Source organism: Methanomicrobium sp. W14 (genome assembly GCF_017875315.1).
Taxonomy (GTDB): Archaea; Halobacteriota; Methanomicrobia; order Methanomicrobiales; family Methanomicrobiaceae; genus Methanomicrobium.
On the sequence record NZ_JAGGMM010000001.1, the window covers coordinates 375,234 to 390,640 of the forward strand.

Sequence of the window (15,407 nt, forward strand, 5' to 3'; positions counted from 1 at the left end):
TTGGAGTTTATTCATGGATATTTCAGGGGGGAATGGAAAAGAAATAATAATAGGAATCCTGCTGCTTGCAGTGATCCTTGCAGGATTTGCATGTATAAGTCTATGCCAATCGGATCAAACACAGTATGCAAAAAATGACAGCAATAAAACAACAACTGAAGTCGTTTCAGGATCCGTCAATGTAGGAGGGTGGGTCTCGCATAACCTCGTCCTGAATGCACCGCCCTCTAAAGAATCGCAGGATAGCGTTATGGTGTACAGGACATTGCCTCCTGTCGTCAACGAGGAAACTACACTGGAACTCGCTAAGAAATTTAATGTCACCGGTAATATGGTTGGTGATCAGGGTGTTCAATCGAAAGATCTAAGGTTTTTCATCTGGACAAGTAAAAACTCAGGTGCTACAAGATACAGTGATCAAAATCGTCCAAATGTCAACCAGGACGCACCTGAGTATCTCCCTTCAGATGAAGAGTCAATAGAAATTGCGACAAAATTTCTGAAGGAAAATAATCTGTATCCTGATGGTGTCGCGAGTACAGTTGTTCAGCGGGAGAACGCCTACACTGTCGGAAAAGGTGACGAGGTGTACTTCGGTGAAATCGGTGTCTGGTACCGTCGTAGTCTCAATGATATGAAAATCGAAGGTACCCAGCTTGTTGTCTATGTCGGCGGTGGGGGAGATGTCATAGGCTATTACGTCAACTGGCGTGAATACGAACCATATGAGGAATACCCTGTAATCACAGTGGATAAGGCATTTGAAAATCTGAAGTCCGAAGGTGTCTATGTCGGAATGGACAACAAGGATGCTCTGGTCTCTATTGATGAAGCATATCTTGCATACCAGACAAAGGCTGAGGCATATACGGAAAATTATCTCGAACCCGTCTGGGTCTTTAAAGGAAATGTGATGGACGATAATAAGGCGGTAACAGATGTTGTCCAGTACGTTCCTGCACTGGCTGAAGAACCAACTGAGTTGATCTCAAAGTAATTTTTGGAGCTGATTCATGGATCTTTCAGGGGTGATGGGAGAAAAATTGATAATCGGAATCCTGCTGCTTGCAGTGATCCTTGCAGGATTTGCATGTATAAGTCTATGCCAATCGGATCAAACACAGTACGCAAAAAATGACAGCAATAAAACAACAACTGAAATCGTTTCAGAATCGAGCAATGTAGGAGGATGGATCTCGCATAAACTCGTCCTGAATGTGCTCTCTAAAGAGTCACAGGATAGCGTTATGATTTACAAAACAGTTTCCCCTGTTGTTAACAAAGAAGTAACACTTGAATATGCGAAAATATTCAATGTAAACGGTACATTCCTTTCAGGAACAGCAGGAACTGTAATTCAATCCGATGATTTAAGATACGCAATAGAGATCTCGAAAGAATCAGGACTTGTGATATACTCAGATTTCAGACGTCCTAATGTAAAACAGGACGCACCTGAGTATTTCCCTTCAGATGAAGAGGCGATTGAGGCTGCAACAAGGTTTCTGAAGGAAAAAGGTCTCTACCCTGAGGGCGCAACAGAGCCGATTGCCCAACCTGAATATACTTATTCATCTGGTAAAAATATTACTTATGGTCAAATCGGAGTATGGTATAACCGTTATCTTGATGGTCTGGAAGTAAAGGGCACCCAGCTTGATGTAGGTGTGGGAGGTAACGGTGACATTATCGAATATTTTGCAAACTGGCGTGAATACGAACCATATAAGAAATATCCTGTAATCACAGTGGATAAGGCATTTGAAAACCTGAAGTCCGAAGGTGTCTATGTCGGAAAGGACAGTCAGGATGCTCTGGTCTCTATTGATGAAGTGTATCTTGCATACCATACCAAAGCCGGAGCATATACCGAGAATTATCTCGAACCTGTGTGGGTATTTAAAGGAAATGTGATGAATGAGGATAATAAGGCGGTAACGGATGTTGAGGAATATATCCCGGCACTGGCAAAGGAGCCAACTGAGTTGATCTCAAAGTAATTTTTGGAGCTGATTCATGGATATTTCAGGGGGGAATGGAAAAGAAATAATAATAGGAATCCTGCTTTTTGCAGTGATACTTGCAGGATTTGCATGTTTACAGTTTGTCCAATCTGACAAAGCACAAAGCTCGAACAATGATACCGTTGAACCGACAGATACGCAAGTTTCAGAATCAAGCAATGTAGGAGGATGGGTCTCGCATAACCTCGTCCTGAATGCACCACCCTCTAAAGAATCGCAGGATAGCGTTATGGTTTACAGGACATTGTCTCCAGTTGTAACTGATGATATCACACTTGGATATGCGAAAATATTCAATGTAACAGGGATATTAAAAAATGATGTAGTAATACAATCTGAAAATAACCGATATGCAATAGAGATATCAAGAATAAGTGGTTCTGTAACTTATTCTGATTATAAACGTCCTAATGAAAAACAGGACGCACCTGAATTTCTCCCTTCAGATGAAGAGGCGATTGAGATTGCAACGAAATTCCTGAAGGAAAATGATTTGTATCCTGATGGTGTCGCGAATACTGTCGTTCAGCGTGAGAATGCGTACACTGTCGGAAAAGGTGACGAGGTGTACTTCGGTGAAATCGGTGTCTGGTACCGCCGTAGTCTCAATGATATTAAAGTCGAAGGTACCCAGCTTGTCGTGTATGTTGGAGGAGGAGGCGACATTATCGGTTATTATGCAAACTGGCGTGAATACGAACCATATAAGGAATATACTGTAATCACTTTGGATAAGGCATTTGAAAACCTGAAGTCCGAAGGTGTCTATGTTGGAAAGGACAACAAGGATGCTCAGGTCTATATTGATGATGCTTATCTTGCATACCATACCAAAGCCGGAGCATATACCGAGAATTATCTCGAACCTGTCTGGGTGTTTAAAGGAAATGTGATGAATGAGGATAATAAGTTGGTAACGGATGTTGTCCAGTATGTTCCGGCACTGGCTGAAGAGCCAACCAAACTTGTTTCAGCATAAAAGTATGATTTTGTGAATAATTCCTTATAATCTGAAAATATCGTGATATACAGGAATAAACAATAAATCTGCCAAAAAAAATTATTTTTTGTCTTTTTCCCCTCCCATTCGTCACCCATTATTTTGGAGTGCCCGAACACCTGCCAGGCATGCATCAGGACAGCAAATCCCCACAAGATAGTTACCCAGAAGAACCAGTAGTCTCCGGGAGATGTTATGTAGTTGATTGCAGCAAGTATTACATTTACAAAAATATACGCGGAAAGGTTGAGAGTAAAACCCTTTCAGTTCTTTGACTCTTCTCTTTGCTTTCCTGTATGATTTATCATCGTCCATCGTCTGAAATCACTCCTTCCCTTTTTATTCCCTGTACCATGTAGATGAAACTGTTAATTATTAGATTTTTCCATGAACCAGACAGCCTTTTTACGGTTAAAATCGAAGTATTAAAAAGTTAGTGATTACAATACTGTATGTTAATTTTACAGCATGCCCAGTTAGTGTAGTGGCCTATCATGCAGCCCTGTCACGGCTGCGACACGGATTCGAATTCCGTACTGGGCGCTTAATAAAAGTTTTGGACTTTTATTCCGGTTTTTATGCCCTCTTTATGTTCTGCTTCTAAAAATCCATTCTTTAATAGTGATTAATTTGATATATTATATCATCAAAGGTGATTAAAATGTCCCAGAGAGGAGTTGACGCTGTATTTCAGGCAATGTTTCTGCTTACTGATATGAGGGAGCTTTTCAGGAAAAATGCGCCTTTTCATGATTTTGAAGGAGAAGACAAAGAAGAAGCCTCAAAGATAATCGAAAAACTTAAGAAACAGGTCTCTGTTCTTGAACAGGAGGTGCTCTGAATGCTTTGCGCAGATAAAATCGAGGCACGCTCGGTCGAGGAGATGTACATAAACATCGACCCGATTCAGGCAGGGGGAAGACTGACCCCGGAAGCCCAGAAGGCTGTTATTGCATATTCCGACGGCTACTCCGTATGCGACAACTGCATGAAGCCTTTCCGTCTTGACTACATAAAAAAACCACCTCTTGCTGATTTTCATGAGGACTGTGCAAAATGGCTTAACATGGGTGCCGTAAGGGTTGTTCCCGGAGCAAGGCGCGGGTTTCAGGCGGTCGCAAACACTCTTGTAGATAAGGGAGACCCGGTAATTCTCACCGCCCTGTCCCACTATACCGAGTTCGTGTCGGTGGAGCAGTCCGGCGGAGTTCCATTTGAAATCCCGAAGGACGACAATAACCACATTACAGGAGAGAACGCCGCCCAAAAAATTGATGAAGTGATAAAAGAGCAGAAGAAGACCCCTTCTCTGTTGTACCTTGACCATGCGGATTACCAGTTCGGAAACATCCACGACGTAGAAGGCATAGTGAAAGCCGCACATTCGTATGATATACCTGTTCTTTTGAACGGTGCATATACGGTCGGAGTGATGCCGGTAGACGGGAAAAAGCTTGGAGTCGATTTTATTGTAGGGTCGGGGCACAAGAGCATGGCTGCACCTGCACCTTCGGGAATCGTTGCGTCAACAGATGAATACGCCGGCCGTGTATTCCGGACGACTCAGGCTAAGGGAGACGTTACAGGCCGCACATTCGGAATAAAAGAGGTCGAGATGATGGGGTGCACCCTTATGGGAGTCACTATGGCAGGGCTTGTCGCCTCTTTTCCGTCAGTGAAGAAACGTGTTGAAAACTGGGACACCGAGGTTTCCCACAGCAGAATGGTAGCTGATGCGCTCTGCTCAATAGATGGCACGGAATGCTTAAGTGACATGCCCCGTGAGCATACACTTACAAGAGTAAATACCGTAGGCTCCTTTGACAAGGTTGCACAGACGCATAAAAAAAGAGGATACTTCTTCTCAGGTGAGCTTAAAAAGAAGGGTGTCTGCGGTGTCATAGCAGGCTCGACGAGGGTCTGGAAGTACAATACCTTTGGTCTTTCGGAGAGACAGATTAACTACCTTTGCGACACCTTCAGGGAAATAGCGGAAAACAACGGTTTAACCGTTAACCGCTGATTATTTCACTCTTTTATTTTTCCGTTTATAGCCCTGTATTTTACGGTATCAAAAAGACATTCCTTAACCAGACCGGGGATATCAATCTCTTCTTCATCATTCAGAACCGATTCTATATCGGCAGACACCGCCGGGTGTTTCGGGACGACGCTGCACCCGACGTCACCTGCGAATTCCCTGAATGTGCCTATTTTTCTTGCGATTTTTACGGTTTCGTCTTTGTCGTAAGTAATGAGGGGCTGGATAACGGGAATATCATGCGGGAGGACGGACTCAACAATACCGAGATTTACAAGGGTCTGCGATGCAACCTGACCTATATTGTTTCCCATGACAATTGCGTAGTAGCCTTCTCTTCTGACGATCTCTGCTGCGGCTTTCAGCATAAATCTTTTGCAGACAAGGCAGCGGTTTCTGATGTTTTCAATTCCTGTCAGGGCGTCATAGAATCTTTCCGTATTAACAGAATACATCTCAAGGTACTGCCCGCGTGTCCACAGGGATAAGGATGCCATATTTTCAAGTGCGGCTTTGAGAGTGTCTTTTCCCATGTACCTGCCGCCGTTGAAGTGAATGAATGAAACCGTGCACCCACGCTTCATTGCAAGCCATGATGCGACAGGCGAATCGATTCCCGCTGATATCAGGGACAATACTTTTCCCTGCGTGCCCATTGGAAGGCCGCCGGGGCCTTTTATTGAGCAGTCATATATAAGGCCGCCTTCCTTTCTCGCCTCGACGAATATTTCGTAGTCAGGTTTTGTAAGGTCGACAGAAAGTCCTGTAATCCTGTCGTAAATTCTGCTTCCTGCCGATGCTCCAAGTTCCTGGCTGGTAAACCCTTTGAGGTTTGACCTTTTGGCCCTGACCGCAAATGACATGCCGGGCTTTAATTTTCCGGATGCATATTCCGCAGCCTTCTTTTCAATTTCATCCCTGTCGTTTGATGTCCGAAGTGCTATACTTACTCCGACTATCCCGAATATCTTTGAGACAACTTCAGCTATTTCTTCCGGCCTTTCCCCGTTTATCAGCATTCTTCCCCTGTGAATTTCAATATCGCCTTTAAGCCCTGCTGCATTCAGTGCGGTTTTGATGTTTTTTGCAAGAAGTTTTGTATAGTAGTGCATAACGGAATCGCTCTTCAAAAAAAGCTCCCCGTATTTTGCCATAACTGTGGTTGTCATCTGTTTCCTTATTTTTATAAGTCCTTTCAGGTATTATCTTATTGGCAGGGGTGTTCCTTAAGTATCCGGGCGGCCGTAATGCAGGCTTCATCTGTTAATAATAGAAACTTCTTTTAATTGTCCGGGGAGAAACTATCAGTAACTATGGCAAGGAAAAAAGCGGAAAAAGTAGAGCCGACTTCAGTATTATATTACTTTTATACACAGGAAAGATGGGACAACTGGCTTAAAACGCTTCTTGAGATGAATTTCGACGAAGACCCGGAATCGGACGAGATGCCGGAAGGTCTTGCTTCTCTTGACAACTTCTCAAAGGATGTCAATGTGTCAGTGATGAAGATAATAAAAGTCTTTCAGAACGGAAGTTACGAGTCAAAGACGGCCCTTGATAAACTCAATGAAGTTGAAGAGATAATTATGGGCGAAGTCCCGGAGTGCGAAATATCTGACATCATACAGGGCCTTCAGATGCGTTTTCTGGTGCTCTTCATGTCGTGCAAGAGGTATCTTAACGGTGACACCGGTGAAGGAGAGATAAAAGACCTTGTTAAGGAAGGCAGGAAAATCTGCGGGGACGATGTTGAAAAGGCCCTTGATACGGCAGCCGTGATAGGCTCCAAAGTCCTCAACGGAGAGTCCTGCTGCGGGAAATATCTCAGAAGCGGTTCAGATGACCCGGACGAGGAGCCTTCCATGTTTGACGAATGGCTTGTCGAGATAGACGATATGGGAGAGGCGCTGAAATCTCTTAAGAAATTTGACGAGGAATTCGGAGTAGGGATTTGATCTCGGATAAGGCACGTTTTAAAGCCGCGAAAAAGCTTGAAAAAATTGTAGGCTACCGTGTACCTGGATTTGCTTTCAAGGGGCAGTTTCTGGAAGCAGTATGCGCCAGCCTGGATTACCAGCGTCTTGACAGGCGCTTAAAGCAGCAGCTTATGAATTTCATGAAAGCTTTTCTTAACTGCAAATGCAAGACAAATCCACTTTGCGGCTGCGCCGAGAGAAAATTTGCATCTGAAATTCTCGAGTTAAGAATTTCCGGGATGAACCACAGGCAGATATCAGAATTTCTTCTTGACGAATACGGCCTGTCGGTTTTTCCGGCCGACATCCTCAGCTACCTGGAGGAGTCGGTGCATGTTCTGGAAGCTGTAAAGGACGTCTCATTGATTGAGGGGAAAAATGACCTTGCGGAACTTTCTGCCGGAACGATTCTCAGTATTGAAGGATAATTGAAGGATAAATCCAAAAAGCAGAATAAGTAGTAAATTAAAAAATATTTTTTTCTCTGATTTTTTTATTGTCATTTTCTAATTATAAAGCATTTATATCCTCTAAGTTCAGGTCATAACTATGAAGTGGATGTTATCGTATCGATAAGAACTCCGGACGGACTGTAAAGTTCTGCCGAATCTTTTGTGTCATTCCACACGTCTTCTTCCGCGTTCCAGTAGAGTGTGTAGCCCTGGTTTTCGTCTGTACTGCTGTAAAGTGTAATCATTCCGAAAGGCGGAAGGTTCAGACCTTCGGGAAATACGTATGAATTGCCTGTACTTACACTTGTAATCCTGTAATTTCCAAGGTCAATTGTCCCTGACCCCGTGTTTGATATTACAACCGTATTTTCACGCAGGCTGAGTCTGCTCAATTCAGGATAATTTTTGCCGGATTTATTGTCATTTTGATGTCCATCCTGTGATGGTTCTGAACTGTCATTTCCGGTTATATAGGGAATGTCTATCCCGAATATTCCTGAATCATTCCGGGTCAGTCCCTTTGAAAACATCGCATATACGGGATAGTGGTCTGACACCTGTTTTGTGAGGTCTTCCGAGAGTGAATAACTCTGGTCAAACCTGAATACGCCCGCTGTACCTGTATAGAAATCACCGCTTCCGGTAAGGACTATCCTGTCATATGTGCAGTTGGTATTTCCGGTTGTCGTGTCTTCTGAATTGTCTGTAACCCAGTTGTAGCCGCCTGACTTCATCGGTGTGTAAGAGTCCTCGTCAAAGTATGAACCGTCAGCGTTGAAGTCTCCCATAACGACTACTGTCTCGTCTGCCGAAAGAACACCTTTTGCATATTCTGCGACATTATACAGCCCGTCGATTTCCTCCCTGGCATCGTCAGGGTCGGTATGTATTACGACAAAAGTTGCGTTGAAGACTCCTTCGGTCGATTTGAATGAGCCTATATACGGGTCACGGTGGAATATGTCCTGTGTGTCATAAGGGTAAACGAACGGGGGCACAAGAGGCTCGACCGTTTTTGTGTTGTATATGTAGGCGTACTGTTCTTTGCTTGAGGTTCTCCCGAGTCTTTCGCTCACGAAATACGAGTATTCTGAGCCGTCCGAATTTACGAGGTTTACGAGTTTCGGAAGAGATGTGTTTGAAATGTCCCTGATTTCCTCGATTGCAATTATATCATAGTCCCTTATGATTTTTGCAAGTACATTCATCACATCGTCTTTGTCAGCCTTTGATGTCCCGAAGACCTGAATGTTGAATGCACCGACCTTAAGAAGTTTTGAGTCGCCTGGGCTGATGTCTTTTACCACGTCGTCGACCGAGTTTATTATGACGCTTCTCTGCGAAAATGCGACAACAAAGATAACCGCAACAACCGCAAATTTCAAAAAAATATGTGATTTCTTTTTTCTGGCAGCCATACTATCATTAAGTCTTATTCTTTAGGTTTAATTAGTTTTCAGGTATAATTAACCCGAACATGGAGCAGTTTTGTTAATCAGGCCTGAATATAAAATAGGCGTAAATATTGATTCGGTTCATTTCTCATAACCCGCAGATATGAAATCCGTTTTTTTCATGACGACCTTGTCAAAGGATGTGCCGTTGAACGCAAAAACCACAACCTCTTCACCTTTTTCAAACCTGCGCATCATCTCATCGTATTTCTTTCTTACAGGACGAAGGTTACTGCCCAGGAATAATTCCATAAGTTTTTCATAAAATTTCTTTGACTGCATGAGATATTTCATCTCATAATTTATCGTTTCCCTGGCAGAACTCCTGCATTCGTCCTCAGGAACGGAATAGTTGTATTCACCGTGTTCATTCAGACCTGAAATCTGTCGCCAGTCGTACCTTCCTGATTCATCTTTTTCCCTGTGGAGCATATACGGGTAAATTCTGCAGATAAGAAACCTTTCATTGTATATTCTGCACCTGTTGTCGTTATCAAGAAACACGCAGTCCCCGTTCTCTTTCACTTTAAGTGCATATCCTGATACGTAGAAACAGCCGTTTTGGTCACATATCTCAAAGTAGGGTGCCGGGACTACCATACCGGGAAACTTTGACTTCCCTCTTTCAATGTCTTCTGCAAGCAGGAATACATGGTCGTTGAATTCTCTCGTGCAGCATTTCCCGCAAAGGGTGCATTTGAAACCGACTTCGCTGATTATACCGCACAGTTTTTCTTCCGGGTAATCCCGGAGTTCTTTAAGCTCGTTTTCAATATAAGATACTGCTTTTTTAACAGAGTCTATCGAATTTACTGATATATGCCTCACCTGGAAAAGCTGAATATAAAAAGTGTTTTTCCTGTAAATTAATTGCCTTTAGGATTTAATTTATTTTATTAATCATTATTCTCTGCACAAGATATAACCCTTATAAAATACAACCCTTGAAAAGATTTATGCAGGTTGAATATTCGGACAAAAACTCTGTAACAATTGTAAGAATTTCAGGAAGGTTTGACGGAGGAAGTTCGCCTCAGGCTGAAGCTGACTTAAATAATATTATCAGTGAAGGTAAAAACCGTATTCTCGTTGATTTATCCGGGGTGGATTATATCAGCAGTTCCGGTCTTCGTGTTTTGTTATCTGCAATGAAAAAGATCAAACCGCTTGGAGGAAAAATAAAGTGTTTTGCTCTCACGTCTTTTGTGTCTGAAATTTTTGAGATGACCGGATTTTCGCAGATATTTGAGGTATATGAAGATGAGGAGAAGGCCCTGTCATCATTTTCATAAAAAAGTTGTTTTCTTGTCCCGGGTAAAATAAAATATCGTTTCTGAAGTTGAAAAATCAGTCCGGACACTGGTGGTGTTACTATAAACAGTACTGAAATGCTATTCTCTCTCCTGGGGATAATCTGCGTAATAATTGTTTTTGCTATTTTTATAACCCGTTCAAAATACTTCATTTCCGTTCTCGATGGAAAATTTATTTTAAAATACCAGATTATTTTAGCAGTTCTTTTCAGTTTCCTTTCAGTATACGGAAGCATCGGTCGCATAGAGTTTATGGGAGCAATAGTGAATGTACGTGACCTCGGGCCAATGGCCGGAGGACTCTTCTGCGGTCCTTTCGTAGGAATAATCTCCGGAGTTACGGGTGGTCTTTACAGGTTCTCCCTTGGTGGTGTGTCATATGTCCCGTGTTCTCTCGCAACGGTTTTAAGCGGCATTCTGGGTGGTGCAGTATATATCTACTGCAGAAAAAACTGCAGTGAAAAATATGTAGGAATATTTCCGGCTGTCGTATTTGCGGTACTTGTTGAAATTTTTCATATGGTGCTGGTATATTTTCTTGTAATTCCCGGTGAAACAGCCGTTGAAATAATAAAAGCGATTGCAATGCCGGTAATAGTTGCAAATGCGGTGGGTATGTTTGTTTTTTCATACCTGATTTCAAACGTTGTCAGTGAGAGGAAGGCCTGTCGCGAGAGGGATATCTACCAGTCTGAACTTCACAGAAAAAAAGCTGAGCTTGAAATTGCCGCACAGATCCAGAAAGAAATTCTGCCTAAACAAATACCCACTGTAAATGGGTTTTCGGTCTGCGCAAAAAGCATTCCTGCTCTTGAGGTTGGAGGTGATTTTTATGACATAATCACTCTTTCAGGCGGCAGGACCGGTTTTGTTGTTGCCGATGTTTCCGGGAAAAGTGTTCCCGCAGCTCTTTTCATGGTATTGTCAAAGATGATAATGCATACAAATGCCGAAATACATACGGGAGCTGCAGGTAGCGTTTTTGAGGCAAACCGGATAATCTGTGATGAATCAGAATCCGGGATGTTTGTAACTCTGTTTTATGCAATACTTGATGAGGACAAAAAAATTGAATATGCAAGTGCAGGTCATGACCCGGCTTTTATCCTTGGTTTGGGTTCAGACGTTTTTGAAACACTTCCTCCTACGGGACCGGCTATGGGACTGAAGAAAGATGCAAAATATGAGTCGGGGTGCCGGACTATCAGTAAAGGGGACATCCTGGTAATGTATACGGACGGTATAACGGATGCAGTCAACTCTTCCAAAGAATTTTACGGTACTGAAAGGTTTAAAAGAGCGGTTATCTTAAACAGAAACAAAAGTCCCGGAGAAATTGTGGGCGCAGTGACTGAAGATTTAAAAAAATTCTGTGGTGACGAGCCCCGTTCGGATGATATCACTATTATGATTTTGAAAAGGGAGTGATTTTGTTTACGGAAACAAATAAGTTTGAGTATAGTGGAAATCTCCGGAATCCTGCAGAACTTATAAAACTTCTGGACGAAACGGGGGCTTTTTTTGTGAGCCTGGATATTTCAGAAAGGATAGTTTATGGAGTAAGGCTTGTCCTGGAAGAGGTTTTGTCAAACATAATCGTTCACGGGTATCATGGTAATGGCGGTTATGTTTACGTTTCTGCATCTGTAGAAGAAGGCCGCATAAGACTTCAGGTTAAAGACCGTGCACAAAGGTTTAACCCCAAAGTTTTTATTCCGCACTCCTTAAGTTCAAATCTTTCCTGTGAATGGAAAGTAGGAGGTGTCGGGATACGAATAATAAAAGAAATTTCTGACAAACTGGAATACATATATGAAAACGGTGAGAACTGTCTTCTTATTACAAAAAGATTGCCGGAAAAGTAAAACAGTTTTTTTGAATTTTTTAGAGTTTTTATTTAGTACTTTAAAAATATAGGAGGTTTTTAAAAAATGAAAGCAGGAAAGTATTATCCCTGCACCGTATGAACTGTCTGCGGAATATCGGCTTCATTGTCATATTCCTGTATATACCCGTCAGGGAATGTTATGGTCGTTACCTCCGGCGAGAGATCGAATGAGGTAATCTTTGATATCCAGTGGTCTTTAAGCACTTCTTCCGCTTTCGAAAAGTTCAGGGAGGGCACGGTGTATGTAACGCTTCCGTTGTTGTCTTTCGTATCTGCAAAACTGTAGATCTTGAATTCAGCTCCTTTGTCACTGACATCCACTACGTCTACCTGCTGTGACGTTCTGCTGCTTATTTCCTTTTTAACCTCTTCTGCCGGGTTTGCTATATGCGTATAATACCCTATGTATTCTATGAAGTTCATACTGTAGTCAAATACAGCTGTGCAGTCCCCGTTTTCTCCTACATCTATGGAAAGAGTGCTTATTGTGAATGCAGATGCAGGATATGCGCACAGAGCCAGAAATAATGTGCATATAATAAACTTTGGAAGTCTCATGTTTTTTCGTCCCTCTTATTGTTTAATGGAGATGTGTATAGGATGCATGAAATATATATATTGCTCTGGCAGGTATTTATGGGACAAGTGTTAATGCAACGGGAATTTTAAAATTTCCCCCGTTTGTAAAGACATCTATTTTCCCGGCGATAAAAAGGCTGTTGTCTGCATTTTTGGTGTCGATTTCAATCTTTACTGTTGCAGCAGAACCCGTGCGGAACACTTTCGGTGATACCGTAAGCCATCTCCTGTTTGATTCAGTACTTCCTGAAAGTATTCCGTCTCCTTTGTTTTTGATGACAAGATTTTTTGTTAACATATCTCCTCTTTTGATTTTTTTCATTATTATTTTTTCAAGGGAAACTTCAGCACACGGGTTTTTTCCGGCGGCAACAGTGACCGGTATTTTTGTGTTCCCGCCGTTTGTTGAGACTATTATATTTCCTGCGTACTTTATTCCCGGTGATCCAAGAAATACCATTGAACTGTCTGTTATAATCTCTTTGACCGTTTTTTTTGCGGTTGATATAACGGAGTCTTTTACAGTTATCCATTTTCTGTCTGAAGAGACGCTTCCTGAAAGTATTCCGTCCCCTGTATTTTCCAGGACTATACTGAATTTTATCAGACCGCTTTTAAGGGGCCTCAATTCAACTTTTTCGGGACTTGCCCTTAGGACTGGTGTAAATATCTTTGCAGGTTTGAATCTGTTACCGAAAGGAACCGACCTGTATGCAAAAGTTTTTTTATTTTTGTCGGGGGGGGGAAACAGGTCTTTTTTCAGCCTGCCGTCTTTAATCATTTTGCACCACGGGCATTCCTGAAGGTGGCCGGAATACCAGTGGTTGGGGTTATTTTTGCATTGTTTTACCCCGGACAATTCGGTTTTAAGCTTTTCGGCCCATTCGGATGCCTTGGGGCGTCTATGTAAATTTCCGTGACCTTCTATGAAACAGCACCTGAAAAGGTCTCTTATTCCCTGCGGTATTATTTCATACGGCAGGGAATTTTTTGGCGGGAGCAGATCAGCGTTTTCTCTTCCGTAAGGGTAGTTTCCGGCAAGAATTTTCTGTTCAATTGTCGGGAGGCCGGATACTTTTTTTCCCCTGGCCTGGTAAGGGTGAAAACCGTTCATTAAGAGTCTGAATACTATAACTCCCAGCCCGAACAGGTCGGAGTAATACCTGTCTATATTTTCATCGCGAAAATTTCTGCCCATAAGTTCAGGAGGCAGAAAATCTCCGGTTGCAACCTTTGTGTAGTATGTTTTTTTTGTGTTCTTGTCCTGAATCTGAAACGAGTCGCAGTCAATTATTGATATTGCAGCAGTCCTTGCTATAAGAATATTGCTTGCACTCATATCACCTATTTTGTGGCCTTTTTCGTGCAAAGCCGCAGTAACGTATGATATATTGAATGCGGCCGTCAGAAGGTACAGCCATGAAAAAGAGCCGCCGAGGTATTTTATTCTGTCGTCAGGGTCATAATACCTGTGTGCCTCCCTGAAAAGAGAAGTGTCTACAAGAGGCATAGTAAAGCCTAAGAATTCTGCATCGTCTTTGCACGAGTCATAAAGTGACTCCACAGGCCATGAGACCGAACTTGACCGAAGGCTTCCACTCCGGCCGGCCAGGTTTTCCCCGGGAGGGTTTTTTATCATTGCCTCTATTTTGTTTTTGATTTCCGGGTTTAATTTGTCCCTGTGGTAAATCTTTGCGCAGAGAAACGGCTCTTCCTTTACCTTGTATATGGAGCCTTCACCGCCTGTTTTGCCCGGTCCTGTAAGAACAACCTTTCTTCTGTTGCCTGAATACAGGATTTTTTCAGGCATCAGTTCCTCTTTTTCTGATTATTCCCAAGTGAGATAGCAACAAGAGTTTTGTCATCATCCGAGACTTCATTGATTTTACCGGAAAGAAGAAATTCCCCGATATCATCCGAGAGTTCTTTTTTGTCATGAGACTTCTCCGCGTATTCAAAAAAAGGCCTGAAAAACGGGACGTAAGGTTTGTAGAAATCGTTTTCCTTTATAAGAACGGCTCTCTGGCAGCCGTCCGTAAATGCAGCAATATTTTTTATATCCGGTATATTCTGTGATATCCTGAGGCTTTCCCTCCACTTATCGGAGGTTACGGGAGTCACCTCATTGATGTATTCTGATTCTGCAGGTTCTGACAATAATTTTATTTTCCCGGAATAAGACTGTCCGACAACTCCGCCGTCTCCTACCTGTCCTATGGAAACGCTTTTTTTGTAGACTAATATGACTATAAGAGTGCAGGCAAGCTCTTTTTTTGGAACTTTGTTCTCTATGGAGTATTTCTCGATTGCGCTTACAGATGACAGAAACGCCTCTTCTATTATGGACACGTTGGACGTAATGTCAGCAGAAGTGATATTCTCATCGTAAACGGTCATGAAATGTTTTTTTATGGACTCTGTGGCTGTTCTTACTGCAATCTCAGCACCCTTTTCAGAATACCGTGCACTCCCGAGGCCGTCTGCAACAGCAATTGCCGCCGAGTCTTCTCTTGGTATTTCAGACGTCCATGCATCCTGGCATGAAAGGCCCTTTTTTATATGCGAAGCTCCCGTCGTTTTTGCCCCGGATATTGAAATATTCATGCTGAGTTTATTCATAATATGAACTGCCCCGTTAAAATAGTGCAAATCTGAATAAATAATGGTAAAAATTTATAGT

At 42.5% G+C, this 15,407-nt stretch carries 16 protein-coding genes, 1 tRNA gene and 1 pseudogene; 11 read left to right on the forward strand and 7 right to left on the reverse strand.

Annotated elements, in window-relative coordinates:
- The first annotated feature begins 13 nt into the window (after window positions 1-13).
- From J2128_RS01985 to J2128_RS12660, 3 genes are read left to right on the forward strand one after another with little or no spacing between them, the layout of a single operon-like run.
- The gene (locus J2128_RS01985) at window positions 14-997 is read left to right on the forward strand and encodes a hypothetical protein (protein ID WP_209689200.1); all 984 of its coding nucleotides are present in this window, start codon (window positions 14-16) and stop codon (window positions 995-997) included.
- A gap of 34 nt (window positions 998-1,031) precedes the next feature.
- Window positions 1,032-2,000 (forward strand): hypothetical protein, encoded by a 969-nt coding sequence (locus J2128_RS01990; RefSeq protein ID WP_209689201.1) that lies wholly within the window; start codon window positions 1,032-1,034, stop codon window positions 1,998-2,000.
- A gap of 16 nt (window positions 2,001-2,016) precedes the next feature.
- Window positions 2,017-3,003, forward strand: a complete 987-nt coding sequence (locus J2128_RS12660) for a hypothetical protein (protein ID WP_245323264.1) — start codon at window positions 2,017-2,019, stop codon at window positions 3,001-3,003.
- 146 nt (window positions 3,004-3,149) lie between these two features.
- Here the strand turns inward: J2128_RS12660 and J2128_RS12665 are convergent.
- Window positions 3,150-3,257: pseudogene (locus J2128_RS12665) on the reverse strand (2TM domain-containing protein); the annotation flags it as partial.
- A gap of 237 nt (window positions 3,258-3,494) precedes the next feature.
- Between J2128_RS12665 and J2128_RS02000 the strand changes: the two are divergent.
- From J2128_RS02000 to pscS, 3 genes are all read left to right on the forward strand, one after another.
- A tRNA-Asp gene (locus tag J2128_RS02000) sits at window positions 3,495-3,567 on the forward strand.
- A gap of 118 nt (window positions 3,568-3,685) precedes the next feature.
- Window positions 3,686-3,865, forward strand: a complete 180-nt coding sequence (locus J2128_RS02005; RefSeq protein ID WP_209689202.1) for a hypothetical protein — start codon at window positions 3,686-3,688, stop codon at window positions 3,863-3,865.
- Window positions 3,866-5,047, forward strand: a complete 1,182-nt coding sequence (pscS, locus tag J2128_RS02010; protein WP_209689203.1) for an O-phospho-L-seryl-tRNA:Cys-tRNA synthase — start codon at window positions 3,866-3,868, stop codon at window positions 5,045-5,047.
- Window positions 5,048-5,052: 5 nt separating this feature from the next.
- On the opposite strand, the gene thiI is transcribed toward pscS, so the two are convergent.
- Window positions 5,053-6,234 (reverse strand): tRNA uracil 4-sulfurtransferase ThiI, encoded by a 1,182-nt coding sequence (gene thiI, locus J2128_RS02015; RefSeq protein WP_209689204.1) that lies wholly within the window; start codon window positions 6,232-6,234, stop codon window positions 5,053-5,055.
- A 144-nt stretch (window positions 6,235-6,378) separates the two neighbouring features.
- On the opposite strand from thiI, the gene J2128_RS02020 reads away from it, so the two are divergent.
- Complete coding sequence (locus J2128_RS02020) at window positions 6,379-7,020, forward strand: DUF2150 family protein (RefSeq protein WP_209689206.1); 642 nt, start codon at window positions 6,379-6,381, stop codon at window positions 7,018-7,020.
- Window positions 7,017-7,469, forward strand: coding sequence for a DUF5814 domain-containing protein (locus tag J2128_RS02025; RefSeq protein ID WP_209689208.1), 453 nt, complete (start codon window positions 7,017-7,019; stop codon window positions 7,467-7,469). Before J2128_RS02020 ends, J2128_RS02025 begins: the two co-directional genes overlap by 4 nt.
- Before the next feature lie 119 nt (window positions 7,470-7,588).
- Here the strand turns inward: J2128_RS02025 and J2128_RS02030 are convergent, their stop codons facing one another.
- Window positions 7,589-8,911 carry an endonuclease/exonuclease/phosphatase family protein gene (locus tag J2128_RS02030; RefSeq protein ID WP_209689210.1) on the reverse strand — a complete coding sequence of 441 codons (1,323 nt, stop codon included), beginning with the start codon at window positions 8,909-8,911 and terminating at the stop codon, window positions 7,589-7,591.
- Window positions 8,912-9,028: 117 nt separating this feature from the next.
- A complete protein-coding gene (locus J2128_RS02035) occupies window positions 9,029-9,775 on the reverse strand; it encodes a YkgJ family cysteine cluster protein (protein ID WP_348632352.1) in 747 nt (248 codons plus the stop codon).
- 128 nt (window positions 9,776-9,903) lie between these two features.
- Here J2128_RS02035 and J2128_RS02040 point away from each other — a divergent pair, with 128 nt between their 5' ends.
- The 3 genes from J2128_RS02040 to J2128_RS02050 all read left to right on the forward strand — a co-directional run bounded on the left by J2128_RS02040 (window position 9,904) and on the right by J2128_RS02050 (window position 12,125).
- Window positions 9,904-10,239, forward strand: a complete 336-nt coding sequence (locus tag J2128_RS02040) for an STAS domain-containing protein (protein ID WP_209689212.1) — start codon at window positions 9,904-9,906, stop codon at window positions 10,237-10,239.
- 96 nt (window positions 10,240-10,335) lie between these two features.
- Window positions 10,336-11,688 carry a SpoIIE family protein phosphatase gene (locus J2128_RS02045; RefSeq protein ID WP_209689214.1) on the forward strand — a complete coding sequence of 451 codons (1,353 nt, stop codon included), beginning with the start codon at window positions 10,336-10,338 and terminating at the stop codon, window positions 11,686-11,688.
- A gap of 2 nt (window positions 11,689-11,690) precedes the next feature.
- Complete coding sequence (locus J2128_RS02050; protein ID WP_209689216.1) at window positions 11,691-12,125, forward strand: ATP-binding protein; 435 nt, start codon at window positions 11,691-11,693, stop codon at window positions 12,123-12,125.
- Between the two features lie 83 nt (window positions 12,126-12,208).
- On the opposite strand, the gene J2128_RS02055 is transcribed toward J2128_RS02050, so the two are convergent.
- The 3 genes from J2128_RS02055 to J2128_RS02065 all read right to left on the reverse strand — a co-directional run bounded on the left by J2128_RS02055 (window position 12,209) and on the right by J2128_RS02065 (window position 15,346).
- A complete protein-coding gene (locus tag J2128_RS02055; RefSeq protein ID WP_209689218.1) occupies window positions 12,209-12,706 on the reverse strand; it encodes a hypothetical protein in 498 nt (165 codons plus the stop codon).
- A 76-nt stretch (window positions 12,707-12,782) separates the two neighbouring features.
- Window positions 12,783-14,537, reverse strand: coding sequence for a hypothetical protein (locus J2128_RS02060; RefSeq protein WP_209689220.1), 1,755 nt, complete (start codon window positions 14,535-14,537; stop codon window positions 12,783-12,785).
- Window positions 14,537-15,346 (reverse strand): PP2C family serine/threonine-protein phosphatase, encoded by an 810-nt coding sequence (locus J2128_RS02065; RefSeq protein WP_209689222.1) that lies wholly within the window; start codon window positions 15,344-15,346, stop codon window positions 14,537-14,539. Before J2128_RS02065 ends, J2128_RS02060 begins: the two co-directional genes overlap by 1 nt.
- Window positions 15,347-15,407: the final 61 nt, after the last annotated feature.

Bases quoted from the DNA above. Each gene is read 5' to 3' on its own strand.
- pscS (WP_209689203.1), top strand. From the start codon at position 3,866: ATGCTTTGCGCAGATAAAATCGAGGCACGCTCGGTCGAGGAGATGTAC.
- J2128_RS02060 (WP_209689220.1), bottom strand. From the start codon at position 14,537: ATGCCTGAAAAAATCCTGTATTCAGGCAACAGAAGAAAGGTTGTTCTT.
- J2128_RS02020 (WP_209689206.1), top strand. From the start codon at position 6,379: ATGGCAAGGAAAAAAGCGGAAAAAGTAGAGCCGACTTCAGTATTATAT.
- J2128_RS01990 (WP_209689201.1), top strand. From the start codon at position 1,032: ATGGGAGAAAAATTGATAATCGGAATCCTGCTGCTTGCAGTGATCCTT.
- J2128_RS12660 (WP_245323264.1), top strand. From the start codon at position 2,017: ATGGATATTTCAGGGGGGAATGGAAAAGAAATAATAATAGGAATCCTG.
- J2128_RS02055 (WP_209689218.1), bottom strand. From the start codon at position 12,706: ATGAGACTTCCAAAGTTTATTATATGCACATTATTTCTGGCTCTGTGC.
- J2128_RS02040 (WP_209689212.1), top strand. From the start codon at position 9,904: ATGCAGGTTGAATATTCGGACAAAAACTCTGTAACAATTGTAAGAATT.
- J2128_RS01985 (WP_209689200.1), top strand. From the start codon at position 14: ATGGATATTTCAGGGGGGAATGGAAAAGAAATAATAATAGGAATCCTG.
- J2128_RS02045 (WP_209689214.1), top strand. From the start codon at position 10,336: ATGCTATTCTCTCTCCTGGGGATAATCTGCGTAATAATTGTTTTTGCT.
- J2128_RS02030 (WP_209689210.1), bottom strand. From the start codon at position 8,911: ATGGCTGCCAGAAAAAAGAAATCACATATTTTTTTGAAATTTGCGGTT.
- thiI (WP_209689204.1), bottom strand. From the start codon at position 6,234: ATGACAACCACAGTTATGGCAAAATACGGGGAGCTTTTTTTGAAGAGC.
- J2128_RS02005 (WP_209689202.1), top strand. From the start codon at position 3,686: ATGTCCCAGAGAGGAGTTGACGCTGTATTTCAGGCAATGTTTCTGCTT.
- J2128_RS02065 (WP_209689222.1), bottom strand. From the start codon at position 15,346: ATGAATAAACTCAGCATGAATATTTCAATATCCGGGGCAAAAACGACG.